Origin of the sequence: Maricurvus nonylphenolicus (genome assembly GCF_042854845.1) — a bacterium.
GTDB lineage: Bacteria > Pseudomonadota > Gammaproteobacteria > Pseudomonadales > Cellvibrionaceae > Maricurvus > Maricurvus nonylphenolicus.
The window spans coordinates 427887-443522 of record NZ_AP031498.1; the positions used below are offsets into that span (position 1 = coordinate 427887).

Genomic DNA, 15636 nt, shown 5'->3' on the forward strand with positions numbered 1-15636 from the left:
TCTCATTAAGAATTGGCAGTAAGAGAAACTTATGACCGTTATTCAGTTTCAGGGTGAGTCTGTAACCCTGACCGAGGGGGAATCGGTACTTGATGGTTTGCTGCGTCAGGGCCACCAGATTCCCCATGGATGCCGTGCCGGTGTATGCCAATCCTGCGTTGTTGAGGCTGCGGAAGGTGACAATGTCTCCTCAGCTCAAGCAGGATTAAGTGACAATCAGGTACGATTAAATCAGTTTTTAAGTTGTCAGTGTATTCCGCGTGAATCACTATCCGTTAATCTGGTCGATATCAACGAGCAAAAAACGCCTGCACAAGTGGTCGATAAAAGCTGGTTGAGTGATCAGGTGATTCGCTTGCGCTTAAAGGCGAGCCTGAGTTATTTCCCTGGGCAGTATGTCACCTTATGGAAGGACGAGGCTATTGCGCGAAGCTACTCGTTGGCAAGTGTCGATGCGGATGGATTTCTCGAATTTCATATACGCCATTACCCGGAGGGTGTTTTTAGCAGTTGGGTTGCTGAGGCATTGAACGTTGGAGAAACTTTGTATCTGCAAGGGCCCATGGGGAAATGCTTTTACAGTGCAGAGCCCTCTCAGCCGTTACTGTTAGCGGCTATTGGTACGGGGCTGGCGCCGGTTTATGGCATTTTACGGGATGCATTAAGTCAGTTTCACAATGGGCCAATTACTTTGGTGATTGGAGCCAAAGATACTACAGGGCTTTATCTTATTGATGAGTTAATGGAAATCGCGCGTCGACACGATAATGTCAGTATCCATATTGTCGCTCAGCAAGAGGCTGGGGTTGAGGCGCCTGTTCAGGTAGGTGATATCTACCAATATATCAAAGGGCTATTACCGGATATGAATGGCTACCGTGTTTTCCTCTGTGGTGCCGAGAGCTTTGTGACCAAGATGCGTAAGCAGTGTTTCCTGGCTGGTGCCGGTATGAGTGCTATTTCGGCAGATGTGTTTTTGCATTTTGCTGATGACTAATTATTTTTGACCAGAAGTCCTGTTCCTTACTCGCGTTATCCGCAAAGCTATTCCGGCTGGCTTTGCAAAACACGCAGTAGCCATCCATGGCGCTCGTCGAAGGCGTCCCTGCCTTCGACGGTTTTACAAAGCCAACCGGAACATCTTCGCTCGCCGAGTGCAATTATCTCCCTTCTCCAGTTCGCTCTATATGGGTTGCACTATTTTGGTGCCTTTGTGCTCTTGGGTGGGGCTTATATAACTTTGAGTATTGCTAACTTCTTGATAATAAAGGTTTTTTAGTTTTGGTATGACGCTTGCACTAACCCAGAGCATAAGCAGTAACTCCCCTGGATATACGTGGTAGAGGTAGCATGAAGCAGCGTTTGGTCGTAATTGGTAATGGAATGGCGGGCATGAAAACCGTGGAGGAAATCCTCGCGGCAAGCCCGGATCAGTTTGAGATTACCGTCTTCGGCGCCGAGCCCCACGGCAACTATAATCGCATTATGCTTTCTCCCGTACTTAGCGGCGAGAAGACGCTCGATGAGATCATGATCAATGATCGTCAGTGGTATGCCGACAACGGTATTACTCTACTCGCCGGTGAGGATAAGTTTGTTGTGGATATTGATCGGGGCAAACGTTGTGTAATTGCACGTGATGGTACTCAGGTCCACTACGATCGCTTGTTAATCGCCACCGGGTCCAAGCCGTTTATTCTTCCTGTGCCTGGTAATGATCTGCAAGGTGTTATCGCCTTCCGTGATATTGCCGATGTGGAAACCATGTTGAGTTATGCCAAGTCACGCCGCCATGCTGTGGTATTGGGTGGTGGTCTGTTGGGGCTGGAGGCTGCTAACGGTTTGGTGGAGCAGGGTATGGATGTCACGGTTATCCACAATAACGCTATTTTGCTGAATCGCCAGCTGGATAATGAGGCGGCCAAACTGCTACAGGCTGAGCTGGAAGCCCGCGGCGTCACATTTAAAATGCCGGCGCAAACAGAAGCGCTAGTGGATGATGGTACAGGTCATGTCAGCGCGGTACGTTTTGCCGATGGCAGTGAATTGCCTTGCGATCTGTTTGTTATGGCTATTGGCGTAAGACCCAATATTGCCCTGGCCGAGAAGGTAGGGCTTTACTGCGAAAAAGGCATTGTCGTTAACGATACTCTGCAAACGTTCGATCCCAGTGTCTATGCCGTCGGCGAATGCGTTCAGCATCGCAATCAAACTTTTGGTTTGGTGGCGCCTTTATTTGACCAGGCCAAGGCCTGTGCCAATCACCTGTGTGGTCACGGTGTGGCGGGTTATGCAACCTTACCGACGGCGACCAAGTTGAAAGTCACCGGCATTCATTTATTCTCTGTAGGAAATTTCCTCGGCGATGCTGAGTGTGAATTTCTGCTGTTCCGTGATCTGGCGGCCGGTAATTACAAAAAGCTGGTATTAAAAAACAATCGCATTATTGGGGCTGTCCTCTACGGTGATACATCAGAGGGGGCTTGGTATCAAGAGTTGCTGGAACAGCGTGTTGATATCACACCGATGCGCGGCTTGCTGATTTTTGGTCGCGCTTATGCTGAACCTTTATTATTAAATAGCGAAAGTAATCAGGCAACGGTCAAGTCTGTGGTCAGTGATGGGAAACAAACTGTCACGGAGAATGTAGCCTGATGCAAGATTTGATTTCTTCTGACATCAATAACGATTCCCTACAAACTATTAAAACCACCTGCGCCTATTGTGGTGTTGGCTGCGGCATCGAAGCGCAAGTTAATCCTCATACCCGCGAAGTATCGGTGCAGGGCGATTTTTCCCATCCTGCGAATCAGGGCCGTTTATGTTCCAAGGGTTCTTCTCTGGGAGAAACCGTTGGCCTTGAAAGCCGTTTGTTGCAGCCTGTAGTTGGCGGTAAAACGGTAAGCTGGGATTCCGCATTGGATACAGTTAGCGATAAGTTCAAGCGCATTATCGATGAGCATGGCCCGGACGCAGTGGCATTTTACGGTAGCGGTCAGTTATTGACGGAAGACTATTATGTTGCCAATAAGCTGATGAAGGGTTTTATTGGCTCGGCCAATATCGATACCAACAGTCGTTTGTGTATGTCTTCAGCCGTAACAGGGCACAAAAGGGCTTTTGGTACTGATACCGTCGCTACCTGTTATGACGATCTGGACCATGCTCAACTTATTGTCTTGGTGGGATCCAATACGGCCTGGTGTCATCCGATTGTGTTTCAGCGGATTCGCTCGGCTAAAGAGCGTAACCCTGATCTTAAAGTGGTGGTGATAGATCCGCGTCGTACGGCTACCTGTGATATCGCGGATTTACACTTGCCGCTCGCCAGTGGTAGTGATGTTAAGCTTTTTAATGGCCTGTTGCACTTTCTAAACCAGAATGATGTGTTGGATCATCCGTTTATTGAGCAGTCTTGCGATGGCTCAGTAGCTGCGCTTGAAGCTGCGGCCGAAGATGCCGGTAACCTTGATAGTGTTGCTCGTTACTGCAATTTGCCATCTGCGGATGTAGAGCGTTTTTATCGCTGGTTTGCAGATACCGATAAGGCAGTCAGTGTTTATAGTCAGGGAGTCAAACAATCATCCAGCGGTGCAGACAAGGTTAACGCAATTGTAAACTGCCACCTGCTGACCGGACGCATCGGTAAATCAGGTTCTGGTCCCTTGTCGCTGACCGGGCAGCCTAATGCCATGGGTGGGCGTGAAGTTGGAGGCCTGGCAAACCAGGTCGCAGCGCATATGGAATTTCATATCGAAGGTGATGTGGATCGTGTCGCGCGGTTTTGGCAAGCACCAAATATGGCAAGAGAGCCAGGTAAGCCCGCGGTGGATCTGTTTGATGCGATTGCCGATGGCAGCATCAAAGCTGTGTGGATTATGGCTACCAATCCTGTGGTTAGTTTGCCAAATGCGGATAAAGTCAAAGCCGCCTTGGAAAACTGTGAATTTGTTGTGGTGTCAGACTGCGTTGCAGAAAGTGATACCCTGGCGTTGGCCCATGTGAAGTTGCCAGCCTTAGGTTGGAGCGAAAAAGACGGCATGGTGACCAATTCGGAGCGCCGAATTACTCATCAGCGTGCGCTATTACCGCCTGCCGGTGAGGCTAAGCCGGACTGGTGGATTATCTCGGAAGTTGCCAAGCGTTTGGGCTTTGGTGAGGCATTTAATTATCAGCATCAGATAGAAATCTTTCGCGAGCATGCAGCGCTGTCTGGTTTTGAAAATAATCCATTTCAGCGTTTGCGTGATTTTGATATTTCTGGACTGGCCGATATTTCGTTGGAGGAATATCAATCGTTTACACCCAAGCAGTGGCCTATCAATACAGATTATCCGCAGGGCAAGGCACGATTTTTTGCTAACGGAAAATTCTTCACTCCTAATCAGCGAGCACAACTGGTCGCTTTAACTAGTCGAGCGCCGGGTAATGCGGTAAGCCAACGTTATCCCTTGGTATTAAATACCGGGCGTTTGCGAGATCAGTGGCACACCATGACGCGAAGTGCTTTAGCGCCGCGCTTAAATCAGCATCGGCCCGAGCCTTTTGTTGAGGTTCACCCGGATGATGCCGAGCGTTATCAATTGCAGCACGGCGGAATCGCACACTTGTTAAGTCAGTGGGGGCAGATGTATGCCCGGGTGATGGTTACCGATACTCAGCAGCAGGGCAATGTGTTTGTACCTATGCACTGGAGTGAGCAATACGCGAAAAAAGGCCGGATGGGGGCTCTGGTTAACCCGGTTGTTGACCCCTTATCGGGGCAGCCTGAAAGCAAGCATACCCCGGTCAGTATTCGGCCTTTATCGGCGGGCTGGTACGGTTTTGTGCTCAGTCGAGAGCCTTTAGCGGATCAGAACGTTGAATATCAGGTGAAGGTGAATGCCGAGGGCTATTATCGCTATGAGTTAGCGGCGATTAAGTCTATCGAGGGCGTTGCCGAACATTTTCAAACCTTGCTGAACCCAGAGGCGCAGTTTGAATGGCAGGAATTTGATGATGCCAGTGCTGGCGTTTACCGAGCGGCTTGTTATAACAAGCAGGCTTTGCAAGCTGTAGTGTGTCTGGCACCGAGCTTTGCAGAAGTGCAATTGCCTGCGCGGGGCTGGCTGGGATCCATGTTCGTGAAATCCAGTCTGGAGCCACAGGAGCGTATGGCGCTACTGGCCGGTATACCGACTGTCGGTACTGAGGATGTCGGGGCTACGGTTTGCGCCTGTTTTAATGTGGGTGAAAAAACCATTTTAAAAGCCATTAACGAGAATAAATTAACGACCTATCAAGAGGTGGGTGTCTGTTGTAAAGCCGGAACCAACTGTGGTTCCTGTGTACCGGAAATCAAAACACTATTGGCGCAGGCGGTAGAAGTCTCTAGTTAGAGGAGAAGAATAATGGTGAACAATGCAGTCCCATGGATTGTATTTACCGACTTGGATGGTACCTTGTTGGATCACCATAGCTATAGCTATGAAGCAGCTCTGCCTGCTATCAAGTATTTGCAAGAACAGCAAATACCTATTGTGCTGACTACGAGTAAAACACAAGCGGAAGTTTCTCAGTTACAGCAAGAGCTGCAATTAAGTTCGCCTTTTATTGTCGAAAATGGCGCCGGTATTTATTGGCCCTGCACTACCGGCGGTGAGCATGTTGCTCACTCTATGTGTTCGCCGCGCGAACATTGGCTGGCTTTGTTAGAACAATTAAAGCCTGAATTCGGTCAGCATTTTTCACATTTCGCCGAGTTAAACCCTAAAGATGTTGTAGAACTAACAGGATTATCCCTGGCTGATGCCGAAAAGGCTAATCAGCGCGCTTATGGCGAGCCGATACATTGGTATGGCGATCAATCGTTAAAGCGGTCCTTTATTGAAAAAGCCACATCGCTAGGTGCGCACATCCTGGAAGGTGGGCGCTTTCTGCATATGTCGGGAAATGTGGATAAGGGTCAAGCTCTGCAGTGGGTCGCTAAACGTTATCAGCAACATTACTCCAAACCTGTACAGACACTGGCCTTGGGCGACAGCCAAAATGACATCGCCATGTTAAATGCGGCCGATAAGGCAGTCATTGTACGTTCACCCGTACATCCTCCACCTGAATTGCAACGCCCACCCTCTCTGATTACCCAGTACTTGGGACCAGAAGGTTGGTTTGAGGCGATTAATTATTTTATTGCTGATTCTTCAATCCCGAACTAGGAGCCTGCAGCGAGCAGGGCATTCTTATGGCTGACTTTTACCAAAACGGCATTGTGACCACCCTGCATAATTTATCTCGCCGTCCACTCGAGGATCTTGAGAGCGAGTTGCGACAGTTTAGCAAGCAGCGGCCTATGTCCCTGATTCTGCCGTCGCTGTTTTCCGAGTTGGAGGGGGAGGCGTTACCCAATATTGTTCGGCATTTACAGGGGGCTGATTACCTGGCCGAAATCGTGATTGGTCTGGATCGTGCCGATGAGCAGCAGTATCGATTTGCTCAGAATTTTTTTGCCGAGTTGCCCCAGCGTCATCGTATTTTGTGGAATGACGGGCCCAGATTACAGGCGATTGATAAGGAGTTACAGGCGTTAAATCTCGCGCCCAAAGAGCTAGGTAAAGGCAGAAATGTCTGGTATTGCATGGGCTATACCCTGGCATCCAACCGTTCAGAATCTGTGGCGTTACACGATTGTGATATCGTTACCTATGATCGGGAGTTGCTAGCCCGCTTGATATACCCGGTAGCCAATCCACGCTTTAACTACGAGTTTTGTAAAGGATTCTATGCCAGGGTTGCCGATGGTGGTATCAACGGTCGGGTATGTCGCTTGTTGGTGACGCCACTGTTGCGAGCGCTAAAAAAGATATTTGGCGATGTCGAATATCTGCAATTTATGGATAGTTTTCGCTATGCCCTGGCTGGTGAGTTTTCCTTTCGTAAAGATGTCTTAAACGATATTCGCATCCCCAGTGATTGGGGGCTGGAGATCGGGGTGTTATCGGAAATGCACCGCAATTATGCCAATAACCGTTTGTGCCAAGTGGATATTGCCGATGCCTATGACCATAAACATCAGGATTTATCATTTAATGATGATGCAGGTGGTCTGTCAAAAATGTCGATTGATATTGCCAAGGCGCTTTTCAGAAAGTTGGCAACTAACGGCAAAACCTTTAATACCGAAACCTTCCGCTCGCTTAAGGCCACTTACTTTAGAATCGCCCTGGACTTTATCGAGACCTACCACAACGACGCCCTTATGAATGGCCTAACCCTGGACGTACATCAGGAAGAAAAAGCTGTAGAAATGTTTGCCCAGAATATTATGAAAGCCGGTCAGGCTTTCTTGGATAACCCTATGGAGCGGCCATTTATCCCCAGTTGGAACCGTGTGATTAGTGCCGTGCCCGATGTGCTGGAGCAGTTGTCGGACGCTGTGGAGCAAGATACTAAAGAGTTTGGCGCGTTATGAGTAATCACAGTGAGTTGTTGCTGCACAGTGTCGAGAAAATCTACCAGGGTATTCTTGATGTAACCGAGATGGAGAATCTGGCCAACAATCTGCTGCAGGATATGCGACTTGATATTGGGCAGGTGGATTTTGCGCCCACTGAAGACCTGTGGGATGAGCGCGATCTGATTCTGATTACCTATGCGGATAGCTTTCTCGATCCAAGCCGACGACGTAAGCCTTTACAAGTGCTGCAGGGTTTTCTGGACAAATATTGCCAAGATGTTGTCGCGGGTGTGCATATATTGCCATTTTATCCTTACAGCTCAGACGATGGGTTTGCGGTGATTGATTATGCCAGTGTCAATGAAAGCGTTGGTGACTGGGATGATATTAGTGCTATCGCCAATGAATATCGGGTGATGGGAGATTTAGTCATCAATCATGCCTCGAGTCGCAGTATCTGGTTTCAGAATTTTTTACGTGGCCGTAGTCCCGGTGATGGGTACTTTTTGGATGTCGATATAAATCAAGACTGGCACCATGTTGTTAGACCGCGTACCAGTCCATTATTTCGTGAAGTACAAACTCCAGCAGGTACCAAACATGTTTGGTGTACTTTTAGCCATGATCAAGTGGATTTTGATTTTCGCAACCCGCAGGTATTAAGAGAATTTGTCCGTATTATTCGCTTGTATCTCGATCGAGGTTTTGAAATTTTTAGGCTGGATGCCGTGGCATTTCTTTGGAAAGAAGCTGGCACGGGGTGTATTAATCTGGAACAGACCCATGCTGTCGTACGTCTATTGCGTTTACTGACTGAGTGGGCAGATCCCAGGTCGCTGGTCATTACCGAGACCAATATCCCCAGCCGGGAGAATTTATCCTATTTTGGTAATGGTAACGAAGCCCATTGTGTCTACAATTTTTCCCTGCCGCCTTTATTGGTAAATACGTTAATTACCGGTAATAGCCATTATCTTACCCTGTGGCTGATGGAACTGCCTCCTTTGCAGTCAGGCACTACCTATTTTAATTTTATTGCTTCTCATGATGGTATTGGCTTGCGCCCTGCCGAAGGTATTCTTTCGGATGATGAGTTGGATACATTGATTACGACCATGCAGGGATTCGGTGGCACTGTGTCCTGGCGTGCGCTGGGAGGGGGGAGTGAAGAGAAAAAGGCCTACGAAATTAACATTGCCTTATTCGATGCCTTGCAGGGAACGACTGCCGGGGTGGATCACTTTGCGGAGCAGCGTTTTCTCTGTGCTCACGCCATTATGTTGGGGTTGGAAGGCATACCCGGTCTTTATGTACACAGCTTGTTGGCGACTCGTAATGACTATCACCGGATGGAGCACAGCGGCCATAACCGGGCAATAAATCGTCATCAGTGGGACATCGAGCAGCTGGATAAACTGCTGGGGAGTGAAAGTCATCATCGTCGGGTTTATCATGCCCTTGTGCATTTAATCTGCTTGCGTTGTGAACAGGCGGCGTTCCACCCTAATGCCAGTCAATTGGTATTGCACCTGGGGGATCATTTATTCGGTTATGTCCGCCAGTCTCAGCAGTCGTCACAGCGGATTTATTGCGTGAGTAATATCAGTGCTGACAAACAGGTGCTGTGTTTATCTGACTTAAACTCCCATGAAGCTGTAAACGCCCATGAATTGATTACAGGGCAGGATTTTGATCTTGAGAGTGAGAGTATAACACTCAGCCCATATCAGACGGTTTGGCTGACGGTAAATTCTGATTCAAAGCGCTAGCGTTCAGCTGACCCGCTTTAGAGTAGTGCCTGGATCCCTGTCTCTTGGGTCAATAAGTGCTTACTCTTTTATACCCCAGTCAAACCTCGATTTGTGCTGAAATAGGTTCCCTTTACAGTGATAATCCTGTTTCGACTTAAATTGGCCGTGTAGCCCGCCTAATTACTACCTATACTTTCACCAAGTTGTAAAGCTATTAATGACTAAAGGAAGAATAAGCACTACCCCTGCTTATAAAATTGTATAATAAGGGACTCGACATACATCCATCGCGAGTTTTACATGGGTCTCTTTCTGCATTATCGAGTCAGTAAATCCTTTCCAAAGCCGGCTGTTGCCTGTTTTTTGGCTTTATGTGTAGGTTCAGTCATAGAGTCTGTTGCTGCTGAACAGGCATCAAGTGATACCGAATTAGCAGAAATGTCGCTACAGGAGCTATTGGCTGTCGACGTCTTTACCGCTGCGAATTTATTGCCGACTCAAACGTCGAAAGCGCCGGGAACGGTTTATCAATTTACAGAGAAGGACTTCAAGCGCTTTGGTGTGCGACGCCTGGATGATCTGCTGCAGTTTGTGCCTGGTATGCAGGTGAACCAGTATCGCAAGCGTCATCGTACTATTTGGGCAAGGGGATTGTTGGATCGCTACAACGACAAGTTGCTGCTGTTGGTCGATGGCGTGCGACAGCAGCACTTGTACTATGGTCATTTTGCCCTGGGTGATAATTTCCCGTTGGAGAGGATTGAGAAGGTCGAAGTGATTATGGGGCCTGCCTCGAGTCTCTACGGCGCTAATGCGTTTGGCGGTATTATCTCGGTAACAACCAAGGCGTTTTCCGATCAGCCGCGTTTAGATATCTCTATGGAGCTGGGAGACAACCAGCGTCGCAAAGTCTCTGCCCTGTATAATCGCGATAATGTTCAGGCGTTTGGCAGTTATCTTGAACAGGATGCTCCTTTCCGGGATGACCGCAAGAGCTTTATCGGCAATGATGTGTTGCAACCCCTGGATGAGGATTACCAATCCATCTCCATCAAAGCTCGCCCCATTGAGGGGCTAACCCTTAAAGCCGACTACAGTAAATCGGAAACTCCCTTTCTGTTTATCCCCCCCACCCAGGATGCTTTTGTTGAGGAGGAGTTTCTCTCTCTCTCAGCTCATTTCACATCAGGGGATCTTGATAGCGGTAAATACGAGTTACTGGCTTATTATCAGGATGACGACGGCCGTGAGTTTGAAAAAGAGCAGGTGACCCAGAGCCTGGGTTATGAGGAATTTCAGGATGCCACCATGATGGGCATCTCGTTGACCGGCTTCAAAAAAATCAATAGTCACACCCTGGCCCTGGGGACTTCGTGGAACCGTGAAGAGGCCGACCACACTAATTTCCAGCGCTGGTTCAGTTTTAGCAGTGGCTTTTTAACGCCACCGGTGACAGGAGATTTACTCAGGGAACCGGACATCAGCAATGATAACTATGCTGTCTTTGTTCAGGATGTATGGGAAATAAATCCGGTATTAACCGCAACATTAGGTGCTCGCTACGATCAATTCGATCAGTTTGATAATTACGGTAATTACCGCGGCGCTTTGGTTTATAGCTCAGATATCAAGCATACCTGGAAGTTGCTGTACGGCACGGCTATTCGAACGCCCAGTTTCCGTGAATACCTTAAAGTGCTGGAGGGTACATCATTCCAGGCACCAGTGCCCGATGCTGAAAGCATTGAGTCTCTGGAGTTTTCCTATATCTATAAAGATGCGGTTAAGAGCATCAATGTCACCGTGTTTAAAAATAACTTTGACGACTTTATTCGTGAAGTGCCTACACCGGATAATGCCGATGAGTATTTCGCCAATAGCTCGGCAACCCTGCGTTTACAGGGGGCAGAAGTCTTACTCGGCATACAACCTGTGGAGCGCGTGCATCTGCGTTTGAGTGCGTCCTATGTCGATTCCGATAGTCGGGAGCTGGGATCCTTGCCTTATATCGCCAACTGGACCGGTAGCTTCAAAGCCGAATACGAAATAACGGCTTCTCACCGGCTTGGCCTATCGGTTATCTATAACAGCCATAAAGATGACAACAATGGTATAGACGACGATGCGGAAAACTTTGCCATAACCAATCTGTACGGCTCAGGTGAAATAAGCCCATCGCTATCCTATCGATTCGGTATCGATAATCTCTTTGATGATAAAGAGTTTGATCCGGCTGCGGACTTCGGTGGTCAACACAATACGGAAAGAAGTGAGCGGGAAGTGTGGGTTGGCTTAACGTGGACACCGTCGTTTTGATGCGCGTTATGTATTATTTTAAAAGACGCCTGTTAACGTGCCTGAGTATGACCCTGGTTATGCTGCTGGGCGTCGCTTCAGCGAGTGCTTATAGTCAGGATGTCGACCAAAAACAGCGTTTAGTCAAGGCCGCTTTTATCTTGAATATTGCCAAGTTTGTTACCTGGCCAGAGGCAAGTTATCAGACGCGCCCGAAGCAGCTGGTGTTATGCCACTACCGTCAGGATGTTCTGGAAGAGGCCTATGAAATTATTCGGCGCCGCAAGGTAGGTGCGCGCCAATTACAAGCAAAACTGATTGATGATATGGCGGCGGCTTCGCAGTGCGACATGATTTTGGTCGCAAAAGAAGAGATGGCATCCTTACTGGATGACAGCGCATCACTGTCCTCCGATCCAGTGTTGGTGATTGCCGATATGACTGATCAGGAAGGCCAAGGTGTTGCTTACAAGCATGTGTCAGTAGCGCTGGTGCGGCGCGGCTCGAGAATAGGTTTTGAAATCAACCTGCAGGAAGCCAAGCGCCTGGGGCTTGTATTAAGTTCTGAATTGTTAAAACTGGCCCAGATTGTTGAGTAGGGCTTAGGCAGATTATGAATTTTATCGGTCGTCGATCAATACAGAAAACACTGCAGCTGGTATTACTTATTACCAGCTTTAGTGCGTTATTGCTGGCGACGGTGGGGTTTGCAGTCAACGACTGGTTTACTTCCCGTGAGCAAATGAAAGAACGGATGCGGGCTCAGGCCACGATTATTGGCAACAATTCTGTGGCAGCGCTGATGTTTAATGATGAGCAGTCAGCAACAAAAACCCTGGCAACCCTGGAAAGTGAATCCGATATTGTCGGCGCCGTACTATTTACCGCCGAGGGTATATCTTTTGCTCGCTATCGCCGCGATGTAATTAATGGCGGACAGGATATGCAGCTCGAAAGCGCTGGTGATTTGAGCGGGCGTATATTTGTGCAGGCACCCATTCGTCACGATGGTGAAGTTATTGGTAGCATTCAGTTGATCGCCGATAACAGCGGTTGGTTGCAGCAGCAACTGTTTCGTTTGGGGACGGTCTTTGGGCTCTTTATTATTTCCCTGGTTGTCGCACTGTTATTTGCCCAGCGGTTACAGCGTGTAGTCACTGAGCCCGTCTTGGCACTGGCAAGCACGGCGCGCCGTATTAGCAAACGCCGAGATTACAGCTTACGGGCAGAAAAGCTGTCGCGGGATGAAATTGGTGTACTGGTTGATGACTTTAATGAAATGCTCAACCAGATCCAGGTGAGGGACGCCGAGTTGCAGCAAACGCATACTCATCTGGAGGAGAAGGTACAGGCGCGCACCGCCGAACTTGAAGAGCTGGCGAGCAAGTTTGAACACCAGGCCTATCACGATGCGTTAACCGGTTTGGCAAACCGTATTACCTTTGAGCAACGCTTGAAAGAGGCTATTAGTCAGGCGCAGCGTAACCAGACCGAGCTTGTAGTATTGTTTTTTGACCTGGATCGTTTTAAGCGTATTAACGATACCTTGGGGCACACCGTGGGTGATAAGTTACTGGTTAATGTGTCCAAGCGTTTGCGCTCCACTCTGCGAGGCAGTGATACTTTGGCTCGTTTTGGTGGGGATGAATTTGCCGTATTGATGTTGGATGCTCACCAGGAAAGTGCCGGCGATGTAGCCTGTAAACTGTTGGCGGCGGTTAATGAGCCGATGATTGTCGAAGGGCATAACCTGCATGTCAGTACCAGTATCGGTATCAGCGCTTACCCGCATGACGGGGATAATGTGGAAGACCTGCTGAAAAATGCCGACACCGCCATGTACCGTTCGAAGGACAAAGGTGGTAGTCAATTCACCTTCTTCGCCAGTGATATGAATGCCCGAGTGGAACGGCGACTATTACTAGAAAACAAACTTAGGCAGGCTATCGATACATCCTTGTTGTACCTGGCTTATCAGCCTAAATGGGATACCGCTTCGGGCGCGCTAGTCGGTGTCGAAGCGTTGGTGCGTTGGAATGATGAGGTAGAAGGCAATATTTCCCCTGCAGAATTTATCCCGTTGGCTGAAGAGTGCGGATTAATTCACGATATCGATCTCTGGGTGTTGGAGAAAGCCTGCCGGGAAATCCTGGCACTTAAACAGCAGTGTGATTGTAGTTTACAGTTGTCGGTTAACTTCTCCCCTTCACACTTTATTCGGTTCGATATTTGTGAAGAAGTTTCTGCCGTTCTGCGACGCACGCATTTTCCGGGGCATGATTTGGAATTGGAAATTACCGAAAACCTGGTCGGTCCGGATGTTGTGGATATTTCCAGTAAAATTCACGCCATTCGTGACTTGGGTGTGGAGATATCCATCGATGACTTTGGCACGGCCTACTCGTCCCTGAGCCGCTTGAAGCAGCTGCCGTTAAATACCTTAAAAATCGACAAGTCATTTATTCAGGATCTCGAAGATGATCCGGACGATAAAACTCTGGTTAGAACCATTATTGCCATGGCTCACAACCTGAATATGAAAGTTGTGGCTGAAGGGGTGGAAACCCAGGCGCAGTATGACTTTGTTCGTCAATACCAGTGCGATATGGTGCAGGGGTATTTGTTGGGCAAGCCTATCTCGGCTGAAGAGTTAGAAATCTTATTAAAGCAGTGCCAGCAATCGGCGTCTGGTCAGCAGCGTCTATAGCTTCACTCTTGACTATCTAGTTGCTGCTGCCAACGATATCCCACAATAGCAGTCTTTCATTTGGCCTACTCGTACTCTCAACACTGGCAGAAAATGTCAAAGTCTTTGGTGTGAACGGTTGTTGTCCTGAATCTTGTCCTGGTTCAGCATAGGGTTACTGCCCGCACAGGCCAATATTGGCCCACAACGACAAGGGCTGCAGAGAGAGGAAATAACCATGCAACAAACAGAGCAAATCAAGCTGATTCAGCGCTTAATTGGTGTCGAGCAAAAAAGCAGTGATGAGGTCCCCAAGGCTTATCACCATATATCGACTGATCGCTATAATGATCCAGATGCCCTGGCTTTGGAACAGGCTGCGCTGTTTCGTAACACGCCGGTGATTGTTGCCCACACCACGGAAATTGCCGAGCCCGGCAATTATGTGACTGAACAGGTCGCAGGAGTCCCCTTGATTATTCTGCGTGATCACGACGGTCAGCTACAGGTATTTATCAATGCCTGCCGCCACCGCGGTGCACGCTTATTGCAGGGCGAGTCTGGCCAGTGCAAGCGTTTGATGGTGTGCCCTTATCATGCCTGGAGCTACAAGCTGGATGGTTCCTTGACCGGTGTGCCTGATAAAGAGTTGTTTGGTGATTTGGATTTTTCCAAACTGGATTTGGTGCCTATCCAGTTTGCAGAAAAGCATGGTTTTATCTGGGTGGTGCTTGATGGTGATGCGAGTGAGCCGTTGGATATTGACGCAGCCCTAGGTGAAGTCGTCAATGCAGACTTTACCTCTTTTGGCTTCTCTGAGCAGTTGATGCATAAAAAAGTTTCTCTGGTAAATGATTGTAATTGGAAGCTGGTGATGGATGCTTTTGCGGAAGGTTATCATCTGAAAACCCTGCACAAAGACAGTCTTGCACGTTTCTTCCTGCATACCAGTATTTATGATGACTGCTACCCCCACGTGCGACAAATGGGGGGGCGTAAAGGTTTAACAGAAGAAATTAAGAAAGACCCTGCGGAGTGGAATTTTCGTTTAAATACGACGTTGTTTTACAACATATTTCCTAACACAATTTTTGTTTTCCACCCGCATTGGATTTCGCAGATGAGCCTTTTCCCTGTGGGACCGGATGCGGTACGTGTGGTGCATCGTATGTTGATTCCTGAATTGCCGGCTAACGATGAAATTGCTGAAAAGCTCGATGCCAGCTTTAACCATATTCAGGGGCAGGTTTTTGAGAAGGAAGACTTGGCGATTTCGGTGGATATTCAGCAGACCCTCGACAGTGGCGCTAATACACACTTTGTTGTGGGGGGGTATGAAGAGGGCATGCGTATTTTCCATCAGGCGCGAGATGAATATATCGCCGCTTATCAAAAGACTCGCAATGACCTGTAACTGGCCACTAAAGCCCTATTACTTATCTTGGGCGAGGCCCTATAATCGGATATTT

Annotated in this window: 10 protein-coding genes; all 10 read left to right on the forward strand. The window is 48.4% G+C overall.

Going from position 1 to position 15636, the window contains the following annotated elements; translation table 11 throughout:
- Positions 1 to 31: 31 nt before the first annotated feature.
- The 10 genes from ACGHZ6_RS01935 to ACGHZ6_RS01980 all read left to right on the forward strand — a co-directional run bounded on the left by ACGHZ6_RS01935 (position 32) and on the right by ACGHZ6_RS01980 (position 15581).
- Complete coding sequence (locus ACGHZ6_RS01935) at positions 32 to 997, forward strand: 2Fe-2S iron-sulfur cluster-binding protein (protein WP_390617096.1); 966 nt, start codon at positions 32 to 34, stop codon at positions 995 to 997.
- 353 nt (positions 998 to 1350) lie between these two features.
- Positions 1351 to 2655, forward strand: a complete 1305-nt coding sequence (locus ACGHZ6_RS01940; protein ID WP_390617097.1) for an NAD(P)/FAD-dependent oxidoreductase — start codon at positions 1351 to 1353, stop codon at positions 2653 to 2655.
- On the forward strand, positions 2655 to 5378 hold the full coding sequence (locus tag ACGHZ6_RS01945) for a molybdopterin-dependent oxidoreductase (RefSeq protein ID WP_390617098.1): 2724 nt from the start codon (positions 2655 to 2657) through the stop codon (positions 5376 to 5378). The genes ACGHZ6_RS01940 and ACGHZ6_RS01945 overlap by 1 nt, the downstream gene beginning before the upstream one ends.
- 12 nt (positions 5379 to 5390) lie before the next feature.
- Positions 5391 to 6197: an HAD-IIB family hydrolase gene (locus tag ACGHZ6_RS01950; protein ID WP_390617099.1), complete on the forward strand. Its 807-nt coding sequence runs from the start codon at positions 5391 to 5393 to the stop codon at positions 6195 to 6197.
- A gap of 26 nt (positions 6198 to 6223) precedes the next feature.
- Positions 6224 to 7450 (forward strand): glycosyl transferase, encoded by a 1227-nt coding sequence (locus ACGHZ6_RS01955; RefSeq protein ID WP_390617100.1) that lies wholly within the window; start codon positions 6224 to 6226, stop codon positions 7448 to 7450.
- The gene (locus tag ACGHZ6_RS01960) at positions 7447 to 9204 is read left to right on the forward strand and encodes an alpha-amylase family glycosyl hydrolase (RefSeq protein WP_390617101.1); all 1758 of its coding nucleotides are present in this window, start codon (positions 7447 to 7449) and stop codon (positions 9202 to 9204) included. Before ACGHZ6_RS01955 ends, ACGHZ6_RS01960 begins: the two co-directional genes overlap by 4 nt.
- A 282-nt stretch (positions 9205 to 9486) precedes the next feature.
- Positions 9487 to 11502, forward strand: a complete 2016-nt coding sequence (locus ACGHZ6_RS01965) for a TonB-dependent receptor plug domain-containing protein (RefSeq protein ID WP_390617102.1) — start codon at positions 9487 to 9489, stop codon at positions 11500 to 11502.
- A 47-nt stretch (positions 11503 to 11549) separates the two neighbouring features.
- On the forward strand, positions 11550 to 12080 hold the full coding sequence (locus ACGHZ6_RS01970) for a YfiR family protein (protein WP_390617103.1): 531 nt from the start codon (positions 11550 to 11552) through the stop codon (positions 12078 to 12080).
- A gap of 14 nt (positions 12081 to 12094) precedes the next feature.
- On the forward strand, positions 12095 to 14188 hold the full coding sequence (locus tag ACGHZ6_RS01975) for a putative bifunctional diguanylate cyclase/phosphodiesterase (RefSeq protein ID WP_390617104.1): 2094 nt from the start codon (positions 12095 to 12097) through the stop codon (positions 14186 to 14188).
- Between the two features lie 217 nt (positions 14189 to 14405).
- On the forward strand, positions 14406 to 15581 hold the full coding sequence (locus ACGHZ6_RS01980) for an aromatic ring-hydroxylating dioxygenase subunit alpha (protein ID WP_390617105.1): 1176 nt from the start codon (positions 14406 to 14408) through the stop codon (positions 15579 to 15581).
- Positions 15582 to 15636 lie beyond the last annotated feature (55 nt).

Coding starts and splice junctions, on each gene's coding strand:
- ACGHZ6_RS01940 (WP_390617097.1), top strand. CDS start 1,351: ATGAAGCAGCGTTTGGTCGTAATTGGTAATGGAATGGCGGGCATGAAA.
- ACGHZ6_RS01945 (WP_390617098.1), top strand. CDS start 2,655: ATGCAAGATTTGATTTCTTCTGACATCAATAACGATTCCCTACAAACT.
- ACGHZ6_RS01955 (WP_390617100.1), top strand. CDS start 6,224: ATGGCTGACTTTTACCAAAACGGCATTGTGACCACCCTGCATAATTTA.
- ACGHZ6_RS01970 (WP_390617103.1), top strand. CDS start 11,550: ATGACCCTGGTTATGCTGCTGGGCGTCGCTTCAGCGAGTGCTTATAGT.
- ACGHZ6_RS01950 (WP_390617099.1), top strand. CDS start 5,391: ATGGTGAACAATGCAGTCCCATGGATTGTATTTACCGACTTGGATGGT.
- ACGHZ6_RS01965 (WP_390617102.1), top strand. CDS start 9,487: ATGGGTCTCTTTCTGCATTATCGAGTCAGTAAATCCTTTCCAAAGCCG.
- ACGHZ6_RS01980 (WP_390617105.1), top strand. CDS start 14,406: ATGCAACAAACAGAGCAAATCAAGCTGATTCAGCGCTTAATTGGTGTC.
- ACGHZ6_RS01975 (WP_390617104.1), top strand. CDS start 12,095: ATGAATTTTATCGGTCGTCGATCAATACAGAAAACACTGCAGCTGGTA.
- ACGHZ6_RS01935 (WP_390617096.1), top strand. CDS start 32: ATGACCGTTATTCAGTTTCAGGGTGAGTCTGTAACCCTGACCGAGGGG.
- ACGHZ6_RS01960 (WP_390617101.1), top strand. CDS start 7,447: ATGAGTAATCACAGTGAGTTGTTGCTGCACAGTGTCGAGAAAATCTAC.